Annotated in this window: 23 protein-coding genes and 2 pseudogenes; 15 read left to right on the top strand and 10 right to left on the bottom strand. The window is 64.4% G+C overall.

Annotation, left to right across the window (positions count from 1 at the left end; translation table 11 throughout):
- Nucleotides 1–15: 15 nt before the first annotated feature.
- Both flgF and DT069_RS08025 read right to left on the bottom strand, forming a co-directional pair.
- Nucleotides 16–735 (bottom strand): flagellar basal-body rod protein FlgF, encoded by a 720-nt coding sequence (gene flgF / locus DT069_RS08030; protein WP_119459787.1) that lies wholly within the window; start codon nucleotides 733–735, stop codon nucleotides 16–18.
- 242 nt (nucleotides 736–977) lie between these two features.
- Nucleotides 978–1424, bottom strand: coding sequence for a MarR family winged helix-turn-helix transcriptional regulator (locus DT069_RS08025; RefSeq protein ID WP_119459786.1), 447 nt, complete (start codon nucleotides 1422–1424; stop codon nucleotides 978–980).
- Between the two features lie 63 nt (nucleotides 1425–1487).
- Between DT069_RS08025 and DT069_RS08020 the strand changes: the two genes are divergently transcribed.
- Nucleotides 1488–2165 (top strand): glutathione S-transferase family protein, encoded by a 678-nt coding sequence (locus DT069_RS08020; RefSeq protein ID WP_119459785.1) that lies wholly within the window; start codon nucleotides 1488–1490, stop codon nucleotides 2163–2165.
- A 29-nt stretch (nucleotides 2166–2194) separates the two neighbouring features.
- Complete coding sequence (locus DT069_RS08015) at nucleotides 2195–2914, top strand: DUF1428 domain-containing protein (protein WP_119459784.1); 720 nt, start codon at nucleotides 2195–2197, stop codon at nucleotides 2912–2914.
- Between the two features lie 123 nt (nucleotides 2915–3037).
- On the opposite strand, the gene DT069_RS08010 is transcribed toward DT069_RS08015, so the two are convergent.
- Together DT069_RS08010 and DT069_RS08005 are read right to left on the bottom strand one after the other, a co-directional pair.
- The gene (locus DT069_RS08010) at nucleotides 3038–3661 is read right to left on the bottom strand and encodes a hypothetical protein (RefSeq protein ID WP_119459783.1); all 624 of its coding nucleotides are present in this window, start codon (nucleotides 3659–3661) and stop codon (nucleotides 3038–3040) included.
- A gap of 24 nt (nucleotides 3662–3685) precedes the next feature.
- Entirely contained in the window at nucleotides 3686–4240 is a 555-nt protein-coding gene (locus tag DT069_RS08005) for a hypothetical protein (protein ID WP_119459782.1), read from the bottom strand.
- Between the two features lie 303 nt (nucleotides 4241–4543).
- Between DT069_RS08005 and DT069_RS08000 the strand changes: the two genes are divergently transcribed.
- The 5 genes from DT069_RS08000 to DT069_RS07980 all read left to right on the top strand — a co-directional run bounded on the left by DT069_RS08000 (nucleotide 4544) and on the right by DT069_RS07980 (nucleotide 8914).
- Nucleotides 4544–5059, top strand: a complete 516-nt coding sequence (locus DT069_RS08000) for a flagellar basal body-associated FliL family protein (protein ID WP_119459781.1) — start codon at nucleotides 4544–4546, stop codon at nucleotides 5057–5059.
- A 10-nt stretch (nucleotides 5060–5069) separates the two neighbouring features.
- Nucleotides 5070–6170 (top strand): flagellar motor switch protein FliM, encoded by a 1101-nt coding sequence (fliM, locus tag DT069_RS07995; protein ID WP_119459780.1) that lies wholly within the window; start codon nucleotides 5070–5072, stop codon nucleotides 6168–6170.
- A gap of 60 nt (nucleotides 6171–6230) precedes the next feature.
- Nucleotides 6231–6731, top strand: a complete 501-nt coding sequence (locus DT069_RS07990; protein WP_119459779.1) for a DUF6468 domain-containing protein — start codon at nucleotides 6231–6233, stop codon at nucleotides 6729–6731.
- Nucleotides 6732–6771: 40 nt separating this feature from the next.
- Nucleotides 6772–7425 (top strand): MotE family protein, encoded by a 654-nt coding sequence (locus DT069_RS07985; protein ID WP_119459778.1) that lies wholly within the window; start codon nucleotides 6772–6774, stop codon nucleotides 7423–7425.
- Nucleotides 7426–7630: 205 nt separating this feature from the next.
- A complete protein-coding gene (locus DT069_RS07980) occupies nucleotides 7631–8914 on the top strand; it encodes a sensor histidine kinase (protein ID WP_162913051.1) in 1284 nt (427 codons plus the stop codon).
- Nucleotides 8915–8944: 30 nt separating this feature from the next.
- Here DT069_RS07980 and DT069_RS07975 read toward each other — a convergent pair.
- Both DT069_RS07975 and DT069_RS07970 read right to left on the bottom strand, forming a co-directional pair.
- Nucleotides 8945–9376, bottom strand: a pseudogene (locus DT069_RS07975) (IS5 family transposase); the annotation flags it as partial.
- Nucleotides 9377–9510: 134 nt separating this feature from the next.
- The gene (locus tag DT069_RS07970) at nucleotides 9511–10200 is read right to left on the bottom strand and encodes a DUF1326 domain-containing protein (RefSeq protein WP_119460118.1); all 690 of its coding nucleotides are present in this window, start codon (nucleotides 10198–10200) and stop codon (nucleotides 9511–9513) included.
- 187 nt (nucleotides 10201–10387) lie between these two features.
- Here DT069_RS07970 and DT069_RS07965 point away from each other — a divergent pair, with 187 nt between their 5' ends.
- From DT069_RS07965 to DT069_RS07940, 6 genes are all read left to right on the top strand, one after another.
- Nucleotides 10388–10591: a hypothetical protein gene (locus tag DT069_RS07965; protein WP_119459776.1), complete on the top strand. Its 204-nt coding sequence runs from the start codon at nucleotides 10388–10390 to the stop codon at nucleotides 10589–10591.
- A 273-nt stretch (nucleotides 10592–10864) separates the two neighbouring features.
- Nucleotides 10865–11251, top strand: coding sequence for a response regulator (locus DT069_RS07960; protein ID WP_119459775.1), 387 nt, complete (start codon nucleotides 10865–10867; stop codon nucleotides 11249–11251).
- 10 nt (nucleotides 11252–11261) lie between these two features.
- Entirely contained in the window at nucleotides 11262–11918 is a 657-nt protein-coding gene (locus tag DT069_RS07955) for a protein phosphatase CheZ (RefSeq protein ID WP_425450097.1), read from the top strand.
- Between the two features lie 16 nt (nucleotides 11919–11934).
- The gene (locus DT069_RS07950; RefSeq protein ID WP_119459774.1) at nucleotides 11935–12621 is read left to right on the top strand and encodes a hypothetical protein; all 687 of its coding nucleotides are present in this window, start codon (nucleotides 11935–11937) and stop codon (nucleotides 12619–12621) included.
- Nucleotides 12618–13346, top strand: coding sequence for an OmpA/MotB family protein (locus tag DT069_RS07945; RefSeq protein WP_119459773.1), 729 nt, complete (start codon nucleotides 12618–12620; stop codon nucleotides 13344–13346). Before DT069_RS07950 ends, DT069_RS07945 begins: the two co-directional genes overlap by 4 nt.
- Nucleotides 13343–16885: a hypothetical protein gene (locus tag DT069_RS07940; protein WP_119459772.1), complete on the top strand. Its 3543-nt coding sequence runs from the start codon at nucleotides 13343–13345 to the stop codon at nucleotides 16883–16885. Before DT069_RS07945 ends, DT069_RS07940 begins: the two co-directional genes overlap by 4 nt.
- Nucleotides 16886–16982: 97 nt before the next feature.
- Here DT069_RS07940 and DT069_RS07935 read toward each other — a convergent pair whose 3' ends face one another.
- Nucleotides 16983–17417, bottom strand: a complete 435-nt coding sequence (locus tag DT069_RS07935; RefSeq protein ID WP_119459771.1) for a winged helix-turn-helix transcriptional regulator — start codon at nucleotides 17415–17417, stop codon at nucleotides 16983–16985.
- Nucleotides 17418–17520: 103 nt separating this feature from the next.
- Between DT069_RS07935 and DT069_RS07930 the strand changes: the two genes are divergently transcribed.
- Entirely contained in the window at nucleotides 17521–17973 is a 453-nt protein-coding gene (locus DT069_RS07930) for a (2Fe-2S)-binding protein (RefSeq protein WP_119459770.1), read from the top strand.
- 45 nt (nucleotides 17974–18018) lie between these two features.
- Nucleotides 18019–20184: a xanthine dehydrogenase family protein molybdopterin-binding subunit gene (locus DT069_RS07925; protein ID WP_119459769.1), complete on the top strand. Its 2166-nt coding sequence runs from the start codon at nucleotides 18019–18021 to the stop codon at nucleotides 20182–20184.
- A gap of 239 nt (nucleotides 20185–20423) precedes the next feature.
- Here the strand turns inward: DT069_RS07925 and DT069_RS07915 are convergent.
- The 3 genes and pseudogenes from DT069_RS07915 to DT069_RS07905 all read right to left on the bottom strand — a co-directional run.
- Nucleotides 20424–20696: pseudogene (locus DT069_RS07915) on the bottom strand (methyl-accepting chemotaxis protein); the annotation flags it as partial.
- A gap of 88 nt (nucleotides 20697–20784) precedes the next feature.
- Nucleotides 20785–21561, bottom strand: a complete 777-nt coding sequence (fliP, locus tag DT069_RS07910) for a flagellar type III secretion system pore protein FliP (protein ID WP_119459768.1) — start codon at nucleotides 21559–21561, stop codon at nucleotides 20785–20787.
- Nucleotides 21558–21881, bottom strand: a complete 324-nt coding sequence (locus tag DT069_RS07905; protein ID WP_119459767.1) for a FliO/MopB family protein — start codon at nucleotides 21879–21881, stop codon at nucleotides 21558–21560. Before DT069_RS07905 ends, fliP begins: the two co-directional genes overlap by 4 nt.
- Between the last annotated feature and the right edge of the window lie 15 nt (nucleotides 21882–21896).

Genomic DNA, 21896 nt, shown 5'->3' with positions numbered 1-21896 from the left:
GCTTCGCTCCCTTGCTTATGAATTCGAAGAAACGAGGGTGCTGATGCCGCGGCGCTGCCGTTCGTGCTCGGTCTCCATCATGCGCTGGGCCGACTGATAGCTCCGCAGCACGGTGATCATGCGGGTCAGCTCCAGCACCGGCTCGACGTTGGAGTCCTCGACCATGCCTTGAACGATCTCCGCGTCGAGCGCGGGCTGCGGATCGTCGCCGGTATAGAGGCCGCCGGCGAGCTTGCGCATCGCCTGCTCGTCCTCGAACTGCACCACGGCGATCCGGCCGAGAGGCTCGCCGTTGACGGAAATGGTGCCGTCGCGCGCGACGACGATCTCTCCATTCTCGGCGGGGGCGAAGATCGGGGCGCCGCCCGTGTCGAGAACGGCGTGGCCCTGGCTGGTGACGAGCTGGTCCTGCGCATCGATCTGGAACCGGCCGACCCGCGTGTAGCGCTCGCCCTGCGGCGTGTCGACGACGAAGTAGCCGTTGCCGTGGATCGCGAAATCGAGGTTGTTGCCGGTGGCCGTCATCGGACCCTCGGAGAGGTCGCGGACAAGGCCGAAATCCTGCACGAAGGAGAGGCGCGCGCCGTCGTCGGTCCGCGACAGATACTCGACGAACAGCATGTCCTCGCCCTTGAAGGCCGGCGTCTCGGTGTTCGCCATGTTGTGTGCGATGATGTCCATCTCGCGACGCAGGACCATCTGGCGCGACAGGGCAATGTAGGTTGCGTTTTCCATCTTCGGGCTGGCCTATTCCTCGCCGTTCGGTTCACTCGGACGACGCGATCGCAGGCGCCGTCACAGCCATACCCGTGCAGCCTTCGTGCCAACTCCCGCCAAGCGGGCTTATCCGCCGATTTACTGGATCATGCCGGGATTCCGGCAGGTGCTTCGGACCTATGGCGGCCCGGTCGTGCAGGCTTTACCCGGCACTTCTTGCCGGTGCCGCGTCTGCCGTCGTCAGTTTGTCCGACACCGCATCATGCCAGGGCGCGCAAGCCGGCGCGCAAGGTTTCGACATCGGTTTGCGCCAAGAGCCGTTCGGTTTCCTCATGCGTATGCTCCCAGATCGGCACCGCGGATCGCAGCAGCATCCGACCGGCCTCCGTCAGCGTCAGCAGCCGCCCGCGCCGGTCGGCCGGATCGACCGCGGTCTCCACCAACCCGCGTCTTTCGAGGGGCTTGAGGTTGGCCGTCAGGGTGGTGCGATCCATAGCTAGGAGCGCCGCGACCGAGCCGATCGATGGCGGTTTGGGGCGGTTGAGCGACATCAGCAGCGAAAACTGCCCGCTTGTCAGGCCGATCGGACGCAGCGCCTCATCGAAGCGGCGCGCCAGGGCGCGGGCTGCCCGCTGGGCGGCCAAGCACAAGCAGTGATCGCGGACGTGCAGCGTCGTTTCGAATGGAACGGTTTTGGAATTTGACATGCCTTATAAATGTTGATATCAACATATTCCGTCAAGGCCCGGCGACCGAGAGAGGAGACCGTCATGCCCGTCGATCCCAACGCCGAGATCGAAGTCAGCGCTTTCAACTGGGTGCCTTCCTTCGCCAAGGGCCAGGTCCGCGACCTGCGCGTCCGCTGGGCGCTGGAGGAAGCAGGGTGCGCCTATCGCGAGCGGCTGCTCGATGCGAAGAACGAACGCCCCGAGGCCTATCTTCGCGAACAGCCCTTTGGCCAGGTGCCGATCTACAACGAGGGCGACATCCACATGTTTGAGACCGGTGCGATCGTCCTTCACATCGCTGAGCGATCGGAGGTGCTGATGCCGCGCGATCCGGCCGGGCGGGCGCGGGCGATGTCGTGGGTCGTCGCGGCGCTCAACAGCATCGAGCCAATGATCGCGGAACTCGTCAATATCGACATCTTCAACGCCGGCGCCGACTGGGCGCGCGCCCGCCGCCCGGAGGCGGAAAGGAATGTGCGCGAGCGCCTCGGTCGGCTTTCGGCATGGCTCGGAGAGCGGGATTATCTGGAAGACCGCTTCACTGTCGGCGATCTGATGATGACGACGGTTCTGCGCATCCTTCGCCACACCGCTCTCGTCGCCGAATATCCCAATCTCGCCGAATATCAGGCGCGTTGCGAGGCAAGGCCCGCCTTCCAGCGGGCGTTGGAGGCCCAGCTCGCCGCTTTCGAGGAAACACCTCTCACCGAAACAGTCTGACCGGCATTAAACCAGGCAGGAGAGAAGCAATGGCCTATATCGAAGGATTCGTCGCCGCGGTGCCCGCCGCGAACAAGGAAGCCTATCGCAAGCACGCCGCCGACGCCGCGCCGCTGTTCAGGGAGTTCGGCGCGACCCGTATGGTCGAAACATGGGGCGACGACGTGCCCGAGGGCAAGGTTACCGACTTCAGGGGCGCGGTGAAGGCGAAGCAAGATGAAGTCGTCATCTTCTCCTGGTTTGAATATCCCACCAAGGAGGCGCGCGACGCGGCGAACGAGAAGATCATGAGCGACCCGCGCATGAAGGAGATGGGCGCGACGATGCCCTTCGACGGCCAGCGGATGATCTTCGGCGGATTCACCTCCATTGTCGACGAGGGCACCGGGGGCAAGATGGGCTATGCCGATGGCTTCCTGCTGCCGGTTCCGGCCGGCAACAAGGACGCTTACCAGGACATGGCGACCAAAGCCGCGGCGGTGTTCAAGGAGTACGGCGCCACGCGCGTCGTCGAAGCATGGGGCGACGACGTCCCCGACGGCAAGGTCACCGACTTCAAGGGCGCGGTGAAGGCCACGGGCGAAGAGAAGGTCGTCTATTCCTGGATCGAATGGCCATCGAAGGAAGTCCGCGACGAAGGGTGGAAGAAGGTGATGGCCGACCCGCGCATGCAGCCGGACAAGGACAATATGCCGTTCGACGGCCGCCGGATGATCTACGGCGGCTTCGCTCCGATCCTCGACGCCTAGCGTGAAGAATCCGAAGTTCGGCACAAGCAATGTGCCGAACCTCGGAAGCTGAATCGGTCTCTAATCATTTGAAGTAGAGGGCGATTCACCGCTCAGGTTGATCCAACCTGAGCGGCTCGCGCTCTAGCGGGATGCCGTCGTCTGGAACATGGCCTTGCGCAGCCGGGCTTCGGTGCCGAAGCGTTTCTTGAACTCGGCGGCGGCGTGCTGGTAGTCGTCGACCAGGGCGGCGTCGATCACCTCGTTGAAATCGTCGCGCTTCACGCGGATGGTGCCGACATAGATTGCCTCGTCGTCGGGGCGGATATCGAGCCGCAATGTGCCGGGGATCGAAATTCGCCTGTCACGCACCATGGTATTCTGTATATGCTGGTAGTCGATCATCACATAGCCGCCGACCATATAGGGCGCGTCCTTCGGGACGGCGAAGAAGTAGGTCTGGCCGAGCTCCGGATTGATCGTGACCTCGCCTTTGTCGATCGGCGTGGCCGGCGAGCTGCCGATCGTGAGCCAGGCGCGGTTGCTGATCATCTCCTCCATGCCGAAGATGTCGTTGGGAATGTCGAGCTGCTTTTCGCCCGGCCGAAGCGGCGGAACGACTTCCACGGCGCCCACGACCAGGACTGAGCCGGGCTCGACTTCCGAGAGCGTCGCGATCTCCTTCTCCGGCATGGTGACGGCGCAACCGCCAAGGGTGGCGGCGGCAAGCAGGAGGGCCGGCGCCAATTTCGCGGTGAAATTGCCCATGTCGTCTCTCCCTACTGAAGTTGCCTACTGGATCTGCTCAAGGCGCTGTTCGACCAGCGCGATCTGGCGGGTATATTCGGGGTTGTTCTCCCGCAGGAGCTGCAGCAGCTTGGTCAGGATCTCCCGCTCCGACGGGGTGTCGGTCGGTTCCATCGTGAACTTCGACTGCTCCAGCCAGCCGGTCGGAACCTCGACATATCTGTGCGCCCCCAAGAAGTAGACGCCGGGGGGGCCGACTTTGATGGCGGTCTCGTTGCGGCCGTTCGAGCCGAAATCGTAGATGTGCGGGCCGTTCCAGAAATGGTCGCCGCCGAAGGTATCCACCTGATAGGGGCCGGGAACGACACCGACGTGATAGAAGACCCCGTCCTCGGCCGGAACCTGATAGCTTTCGCTGTTGCCGTCATAGTGCATTATGGAGACCCAGTCGGCGCTCGTCGGCGCGTCTTCCATGTCCAGATAGCCATAGATCAAGGACAGGTTCGGGTCGTTCGGGTCCACGGGCTCGACCGACGCGCAGGCGGTGACGAGCAGAAGCAGCAAAGTTGCGGCGATGGATGAGATGCAACGTCGAATCATGGGGGCCTCCCTGGCTCCTTGCTGGCTAACCTGTCGCATCTAAGGCGGAGGATCTAAAACTTCTGTTAATTCGGTGCAGGTTAGTCTGATCACATCGGTTCGCTGTGATCGGATCAGGCGCTGGACACTGGGGGCACGGACAGGCAGTCTGCGGCGCGAATCATGGGCCGGCGACGCCGAGGGTTCCGGATCGGCGCAGTTGTCGGCTGCTTCAATGAGATCTTAACCAACGCTCGCTAGGCTCGGTGTTCCCTCAGGGAATGGGGCGGCCGACACCGCCCTTACTCATGGAAAAGGCAAGAAATGTCGACGCAGGCGACGGACGCTGCTGGCGAGGATGTCGAGATTGAAACAAGGCCGCGTGACTCTGGCCTGTCCGGCAAGCGACTCGTGCTTTTCATCCTGCTGCCCTTGTTGCTCCTGATTGGCGGGGGCGTCACTCTGCAGGTTACCGGCCTGGCCGACGACCTGCTGCGTGGCGGCGCCGCGTCGAGCGAGGAGGTGCGGTCCGGCCCGAGCGTCTTTTATGAGCTCCCGGAACTGCTGGTGAATCTGAATTCGGGCGGGAAAAGGCCGAACTACCTGAAGCTCAGGGTCAGCCTGGAGCTCACGGACGCCCAGTCCGTCCATCATATCGAGAGAGTGCTGCCGCGGATCGTCGACAGCTTTCAGGTCTATCTTCGCGAGTTGCGCATCGAAGACCTGCGGGGCTCCGCCGGCCTCTATCGGCTGCGGGAGGAGCTGCTGCTCCGGGTCAACGCGGCGGCGGAACCGGTCGTGATCCGGGACGTGCTGTTCAAGGAAATGCTCGTTCAATAGCGGTACGGCAATGACGGAGTCTTCCGACAACCAGGATCTGAGCGAAGAGGAGCGGGCCGCCGCCGAATGGGAGGCAATGGCGGCCGACGAGCCGGGTTCCGATGGGCCGGGTTCCGATGGCGAAACCGGCGGCCTTTCCGCCGGCCCCTCCGCCGGCTCCACGCGCATTCTCGACCAAGACGAGATCGACAGCCTGCTCGGCCTCAAGGACGGCGCGGACGGCGACGACGATCGGTCCGGCATCCAGGCCATCATCAACAGCGCCCTCGTTTCCTACGAGCGCCTGCCGATGCTCGAGGTGGTCTTCGACCGCTTGGTCCGCATGATGTCGACGAGCCTGCGCAACTTCACTTCCGACAATGTCGAGGTGTCGCTCGACAGCATCACCTCGATCCGCTTCGGCGATTATCTGAACTCGATTCCGCTGCCGGCGATGCTCGGGGTCTTCAAGGCCGATGAATGGGACAATTTCGGGCTGCTCACGGTCGACAGCGCGCTGACCTACTCGATCGTCGATGTTCTCCTCGGCGGCCGCCGCGGCACCGCGGCGATGCGGATCGAGGGACGGCCCTACACGACCATCGAGCGGAACTTGGTCGAGCGCATGATCAGCGTCGTGCTCAACGACCTGTCGGCGACGTTCGATCCGCTCTCGCCGGTGACCTTCCACTTCGAGCGGCTGGAGACCAACCCGCGCTTCGCGACCATCGCGCGCCACGCCAATGCGGCGGTCCTCGCGCGCCTTCGGGTCGATATGGAGGACCGCGGCGGCCGGCTCGAGCTGCTGCTGCCCTATGCGACGCTGGAACCGGTGCGCGAGCTGCTGCTGCAGATGTTCATGGGCGAGAAGTTCGGCCGCGACTCGATCTGGGAGACCCATCTGACGGGCGAGCTCTGGCAGACGGAAGTGAAGATCGACGCGGTGCTCGACGAGTTCGACCTGTCGCTGGGGGACGTACTGGACTGGAAGGTCGGCACCCACATCGAGCTGAATTGCAAGCCGACCTCTCCGATTGCCCTCCGCTGCGGCGACATCGAGATGTTGAAGGGGCAGATGGGCCGGAAGAGCGGCTTGATCGCGGTTCGCGTCTCCGACCGGCTGATGCGCTAGTAGTCTGATCGCAACGCTTGGGAACCCAGCGTTGGAACCACCACTGAAGGGGAGGGTGGTATGGAGTGGAGCCTTGTCGTCGACGGTCTTCTCGCCGTCCTGTTGCTGGTGACGCTTATCTATGTCGCGCGTCTCCATAAGCGGCTCGGGCAGCTGCGCGACTCCCGTCAGGAGTTCGAGACGCTGATCGCCCGCTTCACCCAGGCGACCGAGCAGGCGGATCGGAGCCTTGCGAACGTCAAGGCCGCCGCCGCGGCGGAGGGGCAGGAGCTGCAGGCGACGGTCGACCGCAGCCGCGGCCTGCGCGAGGATCTGGCCTTCATGGTCGACAAGGCGACCGGCCTTGCCGATCAGCTCGAGGCGTCGATCTCGCGGGCGCGCAACGGTGGCCAGCGGCCTGCGGCAGCCCCGCCTGCCTCACCCAAGGACAGGCTGTCCAAGGATCGGCCGCCGGAGGCTTCCGCGAGGCGCGCTCCGCAGCGGCCTGCCGAGAAGGCCGAAGGCGGACCGATGTCCAACGAGGAGCGGGAGCTGCTGGAGGCCCTCGCCTCGATTCGCTGAGGCGGCGTGCTGCCCATTGATGTAGGAGAGAGGCTCGATCATGCCGTTTCGTCCCCGCCTGCTGCCAGCGGTGCTGTTCGTTGGTGCGCTGCTTCTCACCGTTCGGGTCGGCGACCTGTGGTACGAGCTCTCGGTCGTGGCCGGCAGCAGCACGGCCGCCCAGACAGCGTCCCAGACTCCGTCGGCCCCGGCGAACGTCCCTGAAGCCGGCGCGGTCCAGGCCGGCGAACCCGGTTCGAACCAGTCGGCCGCGGTGGACGAGCGCTTCGACCCGTTCTCCTACACCGACGAGGAGATCGAGGTTCTTCAAGCGCTCTCCCAGCGGCGCGAAGAGTTGGAGGTGCGCGACCGGGAGCTGCAGCAGCGGGCGGCGCTGCTGGCCGCCACGGAGCAGCGGATGGATCGGAAGCTCGAGGAGCTGAAGGTTCTTCAAGCGACGATCGAGGGCCTGGTTGAACGGCACGACGCCGAGGAAGAAAAGAAGTTCAAGAGTCTCGTAAAGATCTACGAGAACATGAAGCCCAGGGATGCGGCCCAGATCTTCGAACAGCTCGAGATGGACGTGCTGCTCGAGGTGGTCGGACGCATGAGCGAGCGGAAGGTGGCGCCGATCCTCGCCGAGATGGATCCCGGCAAGGCGAAGGAAGTGACCTTCCAAATGGCCCAGGAACAGCAGCTTCCGATACCGAAATAACCATCGGCGTTAAGAGTGCCTGGCAAAGCTTGCCCACAGCCTGCGTCGGCCCGAGCGGGGCGCAGAAACCTTCAGCCGCAAAGCGTCCACCGTAGGCTCGACTGCCGGCGAATGAGCAGCTCGTCAGCGAGGTCGCCGAAGAGCCAAAGCTGAAGCGTGGTCAGGCGCTGCTGGCTGGTCGCTGCCGCCCCGTGCAGCGGGCGCGTTGCAGACAGACACACAGAGAAAAAGGCAATCGGGAAGCTCTGATCGGCCGCAGCACCTTGAGTGGTTCTGGGACGTCGATGGAGCAAACTGGCATCTCAGCCGTTCTCTGTTCATGTGCCCGGACACACATCCCGAGAGTGCCGTTCGCAACGCCTGGGAGGCACGCCAGGCAGCGCTCGCCGAGTTTGGCGGCTATGCGCTACGCAGCACAGACTTGGATGCGATATTGCAGCAAGCCTGCGTACTGGTGGCGCGGGGACTCGATGCCTCGATCTCCAAGGTCCTCGAGGCGCTCCCCGGTGGGCAGGAGTTACTCCTACGAGCCGCTGTAGGGCTGCCACCGGAGTTAGGCGTCGCAGGCATGACCAGGGTTCCAGCCGACGTGAAATCCGCGGCGGGTTACGCCTTGAAGGCGGGCGAACCGGTTATCTCCCACATTCCGACGGAAACGCGGTTCGAGATCTCGGCGATCGTGCGCCGATCGGGCATGCAGAGCTCTGTCAATGTTCTGATCCCTGGCGAGGGCAAAGCATTCGGCGCTCTCGAGGTGGACAGCCCGGAGGATCGGCGCTTCACGGCTGATGACATTAATTTCCTACAGACCTACGCCAACCTGCTCGCCGCCGCGGTCGAACGCCAGCGCGCCAGCGCTCTTTTGGAAACGCTTGCCCACGAGCGAGAAATCTTGCTGCGCGAACTGCAGCACCGGGTCAAGAACGACCTGCAGGTCATCATGGGCTTCCTGACACTGGAAGCGCGGCAAAGCGAAGGCTTGGAAACTCGGGCGCGGCTGGAGCGCGCACGCGAGCGGGTGAATGCCCTGCGCCTGGTTCATGAGCAGCTGTTCAAGCGCGGGCAAGTCGGGCGGGTCGACCTGGCGAACTATCTGCGCGAGCTGTGCCGCGCACGCCTTCGAATGCATGACGTCGGAGCAGACGACGGTATTGGGCTGGAGTTCGCTCTGGCGGACGTGGCGGTTGACCATGACCGCGCCATTTCGATCGGATTGATCGCGAACGAGTTCCTCACCAACAGCCTCAAATATGCCTTCCCAATGGGATCAGGCATCATCCGGATCGTTTTGGAGGCACAGCCGCCCGGTCGCGCGCGGCTGGAACTGGCGGACAACGGTATAGGCCTCAACACGACCTCCGGAGCGCAGGGGGACGGCATGGGGATGCGGCTGATTGGCATGCTGGCTCGGCAAATTCATGCCGAGACAGAGTGGTCCGACGCTCCTGGAGCCCGGCTTGTGCTGAGCTTTCCCATGGAGCGTAGCTGATCGTGTTGGGTTGGCCGGACAGAGCCGATTGTCATGAGTCTTGCCGGGAGTGAGGCCGAGGCGCACGGGTAGTCCGTTGGCGTCAACTATGGCGTGAACTTTGCTGGTCAGTCCGCCTCGCGAACGGCCCATGTGTTGCTTCCTATTCCCCGCCATGCAGGCCCCGTGCTGGTGCACGCGCACGACAGACGTATCGATCATCTGCACTGCCGCATCATGAGCAGCGGTCAGCGCCTCCATGATCCGGTCCCAAACGCCAGCCCGCCGCTATCGAACGAAGCGATTGTAGCAAGTGGTCGGAAGTCCACGGCTCTCTGGTAGATCGCGCCACGGCGCCTGACCGCAGTACCCAGAAGATGCCGTTGAGAACGCGCCTGTCGGCACAGGGGGAATGCCGCGCGGCTTGTTCGAGAGCACTGGCTTGATGACGCCCCACTCACGGTCGCTGAGTTCATACCGCATGTTCGAGGCTCCAGTTTGCAAGCTTGAGTCATGACTAAGAGGACGCCAGCAACAACGAACCAGCATTTCGGGAACCGCCCGCTAACTGGACACGCAGCGGATATAACGAAACCGACGCGAATGACCCGTCGCCGTCATTCACTGGAACGCGGACTCATGCTCCCAAGCCATGCCGTGAGCCTTGATCCTTCTCGGACCAAGCCATCCTGATTGAAGTGGTGAACACAATAATGCGCCCATGAATCTTCGTATGCCATCTCAATGGCACCCGTCACCGAGGTCGTACCTAGTCCGATTTCCGCGTAGGTAAACTCGAAACTGCCACGGCGGCGTGCCAGCGCAATGTGGAACGGTTCACCATTGAACTCGTTGATCATCGGCCTGCCGCTGCTCCGCATGACGCCGGGTATCTCTACTCTTGCGGTTCTGAGTTCCAAGTCCGCTTCAAGATGAATCGGCAAGAACAATGTCTCGCAAGATTCCGAGCATGTGGACGCGAATACGGAGAAAAGATTGCTCAATGGTTCGCATGCCCCGCCTGAGATGATCGTTTTAAGCCCGATCCGTTGAGCTTCATCCGCACGCTCGTCGATAACGATCTGGCGCTGGCCGTTTCCGTCCTTGATTTCGCCGGGCCACTTGTACAGCGCCGCCCAGTTCAGGCCTGCGATCGGCGTATCGTTGAAGTAGCCTTCAACAATGTTGCCGACGAAGGCCGACTGACAATAGCCGTGGGTACTCGGTAAGTTGAACTGGCATCCACAATTCATGGCGCAATTGCAGTTATCATAGGTCTCGCTCTTGAATAGCCATTGATCAGCCATTTCACCGTGCCTCCCGAAAGCCATGATACTCAACTCCCGTTCGCCGGAGCGCTGCAAGCTAATGAGTGTCGACTCCGAACCTCCGGGCTGGAACCGCGGGTTTGTGTTGTGGTGTTCACACCCGTTCGCCACAGAAGTTTAGCGGAGTTGGCCGGCGACTTGAACTGGGGTGCTTGGATTTCCGGTTGTGGCACAACTCGGTATCCGGTCCGTGCTGTTCACCCTGGCGATCCGCCACCAGGTGCTCTCCATCGTCATCGTGCTCACCGCCCTGTACCCGGCCATTCCCGTCCTGCTCGGTGGGACCGTGCTCCGCGGACGCCTCACCCGATCACAAGTGGCGGACCTCATCTGTGCTGGCGCGGCCATCGGCCTGATCTCTCTGCAGTAACCGCTCACCGCTTGCCGATGGCAGGGTCGCGGATGGGTGAGCGCAGTCGCGCAGCTGGTGCCGCGCACAGCGGACCGCTTAGGCCCCGGATGGATAGAGCACTCAAGAGCTAACAGAGCCTAGCTGAGGCGCTGTAATAGCCGTTCTCGAGATAAGTCCCTAAGCTTCTCGGTATTTCAGCTACTTAACGGCAGCTTAACCACTGGCCGAATAGTCTGGCCGGCATCTGGCGGCTGGCCGGTGGTTTCGCGCTCTGCCTGGAGGAAGGAATTAATGTCCGTCGACATGAACATGCCCATCCTGATCGTCGATGATTACAAGACGATGCTTCGCATTATTCGCAACCTGCTGAAGCAGCTGGGATTCAATAATGTCGACGAGGCGACCGACGGCAGCACCGCTCTGCACAAGCTGCGCGACAAGGGCTATGGGCTCGTCATTTCCGACTGGAACATGGAGCCGATGACCGGCCTGCAGCTGCTGCGCGAGGTGCGGGCCGATACCCGGCTCAAGGAGCTGCCCTTCATTATGATCACGGCCGAGAGCAAGACCGAGAACGTGATTGCGGCGAAGGAGGCGGGGGTCAGCAACTACATCGTGAAGCCGTTCAATGCCGCGACCTTGAAGCAGAAGCTCAGCTCGATCATCGGCAACTTCTAAGGGTGTGACCGTGAGCCTGCCTGTCACGAGTTCCGATCTGGCGAAGCGCCTGGAAAGCCTGCAGAAGCGGAAAGGCAACAGCGTGGAGATGGCCGCGATCGTCGAGGTCGTGGAATCCGTCATGGCGTCGATGGAGGGAGACCTCTCCACAGTCAACCTCAAGCTCTATGCGGAACTCGAATCGCTGGCGCGTTACATCGCCGATGCGAAGGAGGAGATCGCGGCGCTGCGGCCCGACGACATCCGCGACGAGCACCTGCCGACCGCGACCGACGAGCTCGAGGCGATTGTCGGCGCGACGGAGCAGGCGACCAATGCGATTCTCGAGGCCGTCGAGACGATCGAGGGCGCAACCGGCAGCATGACGCCGGAGGTGGCAGCACCGGTCACCGATGCCGTGACGCGCGTCTATGAGGCCTGCAATTTCCAGGATATCACCGGACAGCGCATCACCAAGATCGTCAAGGCGCTCCAGCATATCGAAACCAAGGTCGACGCACTTCTGAGCGCCTTCGGCGAGGAGCTTGAGGAGCAGCGCAAGGCGAGGCAGGTCGCGAAGGCCGCCGAGAAGCCTTCGAAAGACGGCAACCTGCTGAACGGCCCACAACTTCCCGACGAGGCGACGAAGCAGGAGGATATCGACGCCCTGCTTGCGAGCTTCGATTGATGCCTTGGGCGCCGCTATGGGCGACCTTGCGAAACATGATTTCACCGGGCAGCACTTCAACGGGCAGAGCGCCCGCCGCCACGGGAACGTCACGCACGCGACACTGCTGAGCCTGCAGCTCCTGCTGCTGGCCTTCTTCGCCCTGCTGACCGCGCTGTCCAGCTTCGAAGGCGATCGCAGCCGTCTGGTCATCGACAGCCTGCAATCGGCCTTTGCCAGCCCGCTCGCCGAACCCGCCGCGCGGACCGCGGTCGAACGCTCTGAGTTTCTTGTCCTGCAGAGGCTGCAGGAGGCGGTCGGCGATCTCGTCCGGACGGAGATTCCCCTGACCCGGGTCGCGCGGACCGAGCCGGGGCGCGCGATGCGCCTCGACCTGCCGGCGGAGGCCTTCTTCGGGGCGGGCGAGGCGCGGTTGAACCCGATGCAGAGATCGCTGTTCGAGCGGCTCGTCGCGGCACTCGATCACCGGCCGGCCGCCTATCGTTACGAGATCGACGTTCTCCAGCCCGACGGCCTGCCGCCCGAACTCCTCCTGGCGCGTGCCGACGCCCTTGCCGAGGCCATGACCATGGCCGGCGTGCCGGCGAGCAGCCTGTCCGTCGGCAGCCGGCACGGCGAGATCGACCGCATCGAGATCATGATTCATCTGCGCGAGCGTGACGGGGCGGCCACCCTCTTCGACGCGCTGGTCGGTGGGCCATGAGCCTGCTGGAGGCCGCCCCATGGCTTGCCTTTTCGCCGGCGCCGCGCCGGCGCTCGGGCGTGTGGCTGATTACCTTCACCGACCTTGTGGCGCTGATGCTCGCTTTCTTTGTCATGCTGTTCTCGATGTCGACGCTGGACGAGGCGAAGTGGCGACAGTTCGCAGGAATCCCCTCGCCGGATCGGATCGAGGCGGAGCATGGACCGCCGCGCGCGGCGGCCGCGCGAAACATCGCCCTGGCCGAGATCGATCATGGCCGCGATCTCGATTATCTGGCGACGCTTCTGACCGGCCAGCTGGCGGCGGAGCCACGGCTCGCGGATGCGATTCTGCGTCGCCATGACGATCGCATCGTCATCTCTCTGCCCGATGGCCTGCTGTTCAAGCCGAACGGCGCGACGCCGATCGACCAGGCCGACGCCCCCCTCTTCGCGCTCGGCGGCATTCTCCGCAACCTGCCGAACCGGATCGAAATCGAAGGTCATACCGATCCGAACCCGCCCGACCGTCGGCGCTATGCGTCAAACTGGGAACTGTCGCTGCTGCGCGCGCAAGCCGTGTCGGCCGCGCTGCAGCGCGCCGGCTATTCACGGCCCATGACCGTTCGCGGCTATGGCGCGTCGCGCTTCGAGTTGTTGTCGCCGCGGCTGGAGGAATTGCGGCGGAATGTGCTCGCGCGCCGTGTCGATATCGTCATTCATGAGGCGGCGGAGGCGGGCTCATGACGCGGCGCACCGGTTGGCCCGCGGCATTCCTCCTCGCCGTCGCCACGGCGGCTGCGGCGGCCTCGATCTGGACGGCCACGGTTCTCGCGGATCCGGCCGTTGCCGAACCGGCGCCCGAGACCGTGACGGTGTGGGGCCGGTCCCACGACGGAATCGGTCGGCTGGTGTTCGAATGGCCTGCGCCGATACGCTATTCCGTCCGCCTCGAGGGTGACTCGGTGATCCTCGTTTTCGCTCGACCGGCCGTGCTGACGCTCGACCCGGCGCTGGCGGAGCTTCGCGATTATATCCGCGCGGCGGACGTGGCGGAGAACGGGCGCCGCGTAACGCTTCGGCTGGCTGGAGACTACGGGCTCGACCATTTCACCGATGGCATCAGAATCGCTCTCGATCTCATCGCCCCCAAGACCGAAGGTCTCATCGCCCCCAAGACCGAAGGTCTCATCGCCCCCAAGACCGGAGAAACGACGGCCGAAGGACGGACTGTCGCTACCGACCCGCCGTTCGCGGCCGGCCCGGCTATTCCCGTTCGAGTGGGCGAGCATCCGGGATTCAGCCGGCTCGTCTTCGACTGGACGGCGCCCGTCGCCTATAACCTGACCCACAGCGGCGACACGGCCGTTCTGCGGTTTCAGCGGCCGCGCAGCCTCGATCTGCGGAAGGTCCATAAGGATCAGCCCACCCGTCTGCGCGCCATCGAGATCCTGCCCGAGGGCGACGTGACCGCGGTGCGGCTTACCGTTGCGCCGGGCGTCCGCCTGCGCAACTTCCGGCACGGCATGAAGATCGTCCTCGATCTTCTCGACCCCGCCGGCGAGCCGCCGGCGACGATCTCCCCGCCGCCGGCAACTCCGCCGGCACCAACGCCACCGACGCCCACATCACCGGCATCCACGCCGCTGACACCCACCGGAGCGCCCACGCCGTTGATCCCGGTGACTCCCCAGCCGGCACCCCAGCCGACTCCCCGGCCGACACCCGCTGCGGCAACCAGCGCCGCGACCTCTCCACCCGCGGCCGTAGATATGGGGGAGGCCACAGACAAGGTCTCGGTCCGGGTGACGACCGATGCGGACGGCGTGATTCTCCGCTTCGCCTGGCCGACGCCGGTGTCTGCCGCCGCGTTCCGCCGCGCCGGCTCGTACTGGCTGGTGTTCGATCAGCCGACGCGATTCGATCTTCGCGAGGTGACGGCGGCGAACCATCCTTTCCTTGGCCGAGTCGTGCAGCGGGCCAGCGGCTCTGCCGCGGTGCTGCTGTTCACGACCGGTGCGGATGCGGCGCCGCGCCTGAGCCGCGACGGGACGCACTGGATCGTGGATTTCCGTTCGCGGGTCCGAGGTCCCGACCGGCTGATCGCGCAGCGGGTCGAGAGTCGGCCGTCCGAAGGCGTGCGGCTGCTGCTGCCGGTTCGCGGGGCGGGCGAGGCGGTCTGGCTCGAAGATCCGGAGGTTGGCGACCGGATCGCCGTCGTGCCTGTGCCCGACGCCGGTCTCGGCCTGGCAGAGGGACGGGACTGGCCCGAGTTTCAGTTGCTGCCGACTATTCAGGGCGTTGCCGTGGTTCCGCGCGCCGACGACCTTATCGTGCGGTCGGTCGCCGAAGGTGTCTCGATCGGCAGTGCCACGGGACTTCTTGCCTCGAATGCGATGACGCGCCATGCGGCCGCCGACCGTGGGCCGGAGGAGGTGGCGCACCGGCCGGTCCCGGAGCGGTTTCAGGTCCGCCTCCCCGAAAGCGCCCCGGAGGGCGTCCCGGAGAGTGTCGCTGAGCGCTCGCGGGAGCAAAACTACTGGGCGCTACGCAGGCCGCGCCTGTTCGATCTGCCGGCCTGGCGCCGCAACGGACCCGAGACCTTCACGCTTGCCCGGCAGGAATTGCAACGCGCGGTCATCGAGGTCCCTGCCGTCCGGCAGGATCTGGCGCGGCGGAACCTGGCGCGGTTCTTCTTCGCGCATGGACTCGCCGCCGAAGCCGCCGGAGTCCTGGACCTGATCCGGCGGGAATCGCCTGGACGCATGCGCGATCCGGAACTGCTTCTGCTGAGCGGCGCCAGCGCCGTGCTGATGGGTGACACTCGGGAGGCCGATCGGATTCTCGCGAACAAGTCCCTCGACGGCGAGCCGGAGGCGATGCTGTGGCGTGCCGCCCTGGCCGGCGCGCTCGGGAATTGGGGTGCCGCTGCGCAGGCCTTCGAGAAGACCGCGGGCCTCATCGACGATTACCCGAAGGTAGTCCGGTTCCGGCTGCGTCTCCTGGCCGCGGAGGCGCTGATCGAGGCCGGCGATCCGATCGGCGCCCTGGCGCCGCTCGACGCGATGCGGGAGGATTCGCCGGACGCCGACCAACTCGCCCAGATCGCCTTCCTCGACGGCCGGCGTGCCGCCGTCGAGGGCCGCCCGGTCGAGGCGCGCGAGGTCTGGCAGGCCCTCGCCAACAACCCGCATCAGCCGTCGCGCGCCCGCGCGGTCCTGGAATTGACGGAGATGATGCTGGAGCACGGGGAGATCACCCGGGCGGAGGCGATCGACCGGCTCGAGCAGGTGCGGTTCATGTGGCGGGGCGGCCCGTTCGAGTTCACCGTGCTGCGTCGGCTCGGGCAGCTTTACCTGACCGAGGACAAGCCGCGCGACGGGCTTTCGATTCTGCGCCAGGCCGCCTCGAACTTCCCCGACCATCCGCGGGTCGACGCCGTGACGCAAGAGATGGCGGAGGCGTTCCGTCAGCTTTACCTCGGCGGCGGCGCGGACCGGCTGTCGCCCTTGTCGGCCGTCGCGCTGTTCCAGGAATTTCGCGAGCTGACGCCGAGCGGAGCCGAGGGCGATGCGATGATCGCGGCCCTGGCGGACCGCCTGGTTGCCGTCGATCTGCTCGGCCGTGCGGCGGCGCTGCTCGAAGAGCAGGTGAAGTTTCGCCTGTCAGGGCTGGAGAAGGCCCGCACCGGCACGCGGCTCGCCGCGATCCATCTGCTGCATCGCCAGCCGGCTGCCGCGCTGACAGCGCTTGACGCCAGCGCGGTGAATGCGATGCCGGAGTCCTTGACTCGCGAACGGCAACGGCTCGAGGCGCAGGCCCTGTTCGAGACCGGCCGCGGCGTCGAGGCCTTGGCCAAGCTGGAAGGCGACGAGAGTCACGATGCCGCCCTGCTGCGGGCCGACATGCTGTGGCGCCTCCGTGAATGGGCCGAGGCCGCCGACGCCTTTGCGCAGCTTCTGTCCAAAAGCGAGAACATGGCCGAAGGGGGGCAGGGGACGGCCGGTGCGCGGGACCGATCGGTTGCCCAGCTTGTCCTGAACCGGGCCGTGGCGCTGTCGCTGGCCGGCGACCGCGCGCGCCTGGAGGGTCTCGCCGCTCGCTATGGAGCGCTGATGGCCGATGATCCGCTGGGCGAATCCTTCCGGATCCTGACGGCGGAAGCCGGCGCGCCGAGCGTCACCATGCCGATTGCCGAGCAGCTCGCCGGCGTCGGCGCGCTCGAAAGCTTCATGGCCGCCTATCGCGACCGCCTGCAGACGGCGAGCCTGAGCGGGCAGGAGTGATCGCGCCGCTTCTGCCTAGAGCGCGATCCGATCAGGTTGGATCAACCTGATCGGTGAATCGTCCTCTAATTCAAACGATCAGCGAATCAGTCCCTGGCTACTTTCTAGAGTCGAAATCTTCCCTAGCGTTCCTGACGCTTTCGAGATTCTCGATTGCCCAAACCCAAATATTGCAGAAGGCAGCTCCAAGGCTCAACCCGAGGCTTGACAGCCGATACTCAACCTTTGGCGGGACCGAGGGGTAAAGAGTTCGAATAACAAGGCCGTCGCGTTCCATGCGTCGAAGCGTCTGTGTCAGCATCTTCTGGCTGATCCCCGTGACGTGTCGGGCCAACTCGGAGAAGCGCAACGTGCCTTCTTCCCACAACACGTCGAGTATTATCATCGTCCATTTGTCCGCAAAGCCGGAGATGAGGTCCTTTACCAGCTCGTCGATCTGCGGATCGACGCCCTCGGGATAGTCCCGCACCTTGTAGGACTGAGCTCGGGCGATTTCATCTTCCGTGAACGGACCGTTCTCTTCGTTCGCCATAACTTTCCAGCCAGTAAGTACCGAACGATCCGGTGCCTACTTCCCAATGGATACCAAGCCAACAATACTTCGTCAGCGTAGCGGTAAACAAGGGAGCGCTAGCATGACGAATTTCAATCTGAACGGCCGCGAAGTCACCATAGACGACGATCCGTCTACGCCATTGCTGTGGGTCGTCCGGGACACCTTGGGGATGACGGGCACGAAGTTCGGCTGCGGTGTCGCACAGTGCGGTGCGTGTACGCTGCACATCGACGGCGAGCCGGTGCGTTCCTGCGTCGTTCCACTTTCTGAGGCCGAAGGCAGATCCGTCACCACTATAGAGGGGCTGTCGCAGGACGGCTCTCATCCCGTTCAGCAGGCCTGGGTTGAACTGGACGTGCCCCAATGTGGCTATTGCCAATCCGGGCAGATCATGAGCGCGGCCGCCCTTCTCGCGCAAAACCCGAAGCCCTCCGATACGGACATTGACGAGGCCATGAGCGGCAATTTGTGCCGCTGCGGGACCTATCTGCGGATCAGGGCGGCCATACACCGCGCCTCGGAAATGACCTGACGCCCTCAACATCCCATCAGATTGACGCAAGGCGGAAGCAGACAAATGAAGCAACACAATTTGGCGTTTACCCGCAGGTCGTTCCTGGCAGGCGCTTCAGCCGTGGTTGGCGCGGCTCTTGTCATCCCGCTCCGCTTCGAGAAGGCGCTGGCCCAACAGACGGACGCACAGCGCATGCCGCAATCCTTCATCCGTATCGACACGAACGGCCGGGTGACCTTCCTGCTGCCCACCTGTGAAATGGGCCAGGGCACCCACACCGGTCAGACCCAGATTCTCGCCGAGGAGCTCGGAGCTGAGTGGTCCAGCATCGTCGTGGAGATGCCGAAGCAGCCGCTTCCCGATTACAGGATTCCATTCATCGGCCAGATGCGCTCCGTGGGCTCTTTCGGCATTCGGTACTGGCATGCCCCCCTGCGCCGTGCGGCCGCTCAGGCGCGAGAGATGCTGACGCAAGCGGCGGCGGCGCGACTGGGGGTGGATTCCGCGACGCTGCGGTCCGAGAACGGCTTCATCGTCCACGCCGGCGCTGGGCAAAGGATTCCCTTCGGTGATCTGGTTGAAGACGCGATGGCGCTGCCCGTGCCGGAGAATCCGACATTTCGCCCGGACAGCGAGCGAACGCTGACCGGGCGGGCGGTGCCGCGCCTCGACACGCCGGCGAAAATTACCGGCCGCGCCGTCTACTCGATCGACGTGCAGCGCGACGGCATGCTGTATGGCGCCGTGAGGCTCGCCCCAGTCTTCTCGGCTGATGTGGATTCGATTGATGAGAGCAGCGTTTCCGACATGCCCGGCGTGGTCGCCGTGGTTCGCGTACCGCGAGGCGCGGTGGTTGTCGCGAACTCCTGGTGGCAGGCCAAGCAAGCTGCCGACGCGCTGAACGTCACATTCACGCAGACCGCCGCGGACACGCTTTCTACCGACGAGATCAATTCGATGCTCCGCGAAGCGCTGGACCGAACCGATGTTCCCATCACGACCTTGCGCGGCAACGCCGCAGCGACGCTGTCAAGTCAAGGACGGATCGTCGAGGCCGAGTATTCGGTGCCGCTTCTTACCCATGTAAGCATGGAGCCGATCAACTGTACCGCCGAGTCCACCGAGGAACGGACGGAGTTATGGATCGGCACGCAGGGACACGACGTCCTCCGGATGACGCTCGAGCGCGGTCTGCAGGTCCCGGCGGAACGGCTCTTCATCAACACGACCTATCTCGGCGGTGGCTTCGGCAGGAAGACTCACGGTGAGATTGCCCATCAGGCGGCCCTGGCAAGCCGCGCTGTTGGCGGGCGGCCAGTCAAGGTGCTCTGGGCGCGCGAGGACGACGTTCAACAGGGCCAGTACCGTCAGACGATGATGTGCCGTTTCAGGGCGGTCCTGGACGATACCGGCAGCATCACCGCCATGCGGATCCGGCTCGCGGGACCGCAGATGGGGCGCGCGTACGGTTTCGATCCGGAGCGGCTTGCGCAAGTGACCGGCAACCTCGCGAACTTCGATCCGTTCTCGCTCAGCGGTTTGTCGGACATGCGCTATGTCATTCCGAACTTCGTCGTGGAGCACGCCGTAGTCGACCTCCCGATTCCGCTGTGTCCCTGGCGCTCGATCGCCCATTCCTTCAACGGCTTCTTCTTCGAAAGCTTCATGGATGAATGTGCCGTCGCGGCAGGTCGGGATCCGCTCGCGTTCCGCAGAAGCCATTGCACCGGCCAGACGAGGATGCTCGCCGTTCTCGACCGGGTCACCGAGATGTCGCGATGGAACGAGCCGGCTCCCGATGGAATTGCCCGTGGACTGGCGGTGGTTGAGAGCTACGGCTCCTACGTCGCCCAGGTCGTCGAGGCGCGTGTCGGAGACGGTGGCATAAAGGTGGATCAGGTTCACGCGGCCATCGACTGCGGGCACGCCATTAACCCCGGGCAGGTGGAGACGCAGATTCAGGGCGCCGTGATTGACGCGCTTGGGGCGGCGCTGAGACAGAAAGTCACGATCCGCGACGGCCGCGCCGAACAGTCCAACTTCTACGACTACCCGCTCCTGCGCATCGAGGAAGCGCCCTCGGTTGCGGTAAGCATCGTCGAGATCGGCTCTCCACTGGGCGGCGTGGGAGAGCCCGGCATTCCGCCCCTCGCGCCCGCACTTGCCAATGCGCTGTTCGCCACCAGTCGGCAACGGGTCCGGAGCCTTCCGCTGTCGGATCACGGTTAGGCGGCGGCTTGCGCGGCGCCTGCGCTTCAAAGCCGCGCAGATACGACCGTTCCCCAAGGTACTCGGACACGGTCAGCCGGCCAGACCGCGCCGGATTGTGTTTCTCACCTCAGTTGGAGACTGACTTTGGACTTCGGAAAAGCAACGATCCTTCTCACCGGCGGCAACTCTGTCATCGGCCGCGGGCTCGCCGAAGCCCTGATGGCGCGGGGAAGCAAACTGGTCATCACCGGGCGGAACGCCCACTCGATCGTCGCGTTCAGCGCGAGCAGGTTGATCTGCTCGGCGATGTCGTTGATCAGGCTCACCACCGCGCCGATCTTCTGTGCCGCCTCGGCGAGGCCGGTCACCGCGACATTGGTGCGGTCGGCTTCCTCGACCGCCTGTTCGGCAATTCGGGTGGATTCGGCGATCTGGCGGCCGATCTCCACGATCGAACCGGACAACTCCTCCGCTGCGGAAGCGACCGTCTGCACATTGGCCGAGGCCTGCTCGGAGGCGGCGGCGATCGATCATCGGGGGAAGTCGCCCAGTGGGGCGTTGCGTCAGCGATGGGTTGCGTTCGGAGGGCGGCACCGGCTATGGCCGAAGCCTTGCCTTTCAGCCGCCGCCGAAGCTGCGGATCAGGCTGCCTGAAACGAGATACCAGCCGTCGACCAGTACGAAGAAGATCAGCTTGAAGGGGAGGGAAATCATTACCGGCGGCAGCATCATCATGCCCATCGACATGAGGATGGAAGCGACCACCATGTCGATGATCAGGAAGGGAACGAACAGCAGAAATCCGATTTCGAAGGCGCGGCGCAGTTCGCTGATCATGAAGGCGGGCACCAGGATCCGCAGCGGCGTCGCCTCCGGGCTTTCCAGTTCACCGATGTTGCCGACATCGATGAACAGGCCGAGATCCTGCTCGCGCACGTGGGTCAGCATGAAGTGGTGGAGCGGGGCCACCGTTCGGTCGAAGGCCTCGACCTGGTCGATCTCCTCGGCGATCAGCGGCGCGATGCCGTTCTGGTAGGACTGCTCGAGCACCGGCGCCATGATGAAGCCGGTGAGGAACAGCGCGAGGCTCACCATCACGATATTCGGCGGCGTCTGCTGAATGCCCAGCGCGCTGCGCAGAAACGACAGAACGACGATGATGCGGGTGAAGGACGTCACCATGACCAGGATGCCTGGCGCGAGGCTCAGCACCGTGAGAAGCGCGATGATCTGGACGAGCCGCGCCGTGGCCGATCCCTCGCTGTCGAAATCCAGCGTCAGGGATTGCGCCGAGGCCGACCCCAAGAGCGCGATCAGTGCGATCAGCGCGATAAACAGCAGCGGCAGCCAGGGAAGGGCGCGACGGGGCAGTCCCCGCCCGCGGGTCCTGGTCATGGCGGCGTTCCGTCGGGCTCGTGCCGGGCTGATTCCATTGACGCGGGTGGCGCGGGCCGGCTGATTCCCCCCTCGATAACGAGATCGGCGGTCGCGCCGATCAAGACCAGATGCTCGACCGAATCGCGGCGCAGGAGCACCAGCCGGTGCTTGCCGTCCAGCGCCAGCACCTCCACCACTTCCAGGCGTCGCTGCCGGCCGCCAGAGGGCGTCAGCCGTCCGGCGAGGCCGAATCGCCGGACGAGCCAGGTCAGCAGCCCGATGAGTCCCAGAACGAAGATCAGGGCGAGCAGAAAGCGAAGGTAGAGGTCGAACTCCATGGCGGTGCTTCGTCC

It is taken from the genome of Virgifigura deserti (assembly GCA_003576685.1).
GTDB classification, from domain to species: domain Bacteria; phylum Pseudomonadota; class Alphaproteobacteria; order Dongiales; family Dongiaceae; genus Virgifigura; species Virgifigura deserti.
The sequence above is the reverse complement of the archived record's forward strand: the minus strand, read 5'-3'. Positions and strand labels throughout refer to the sequence as shown.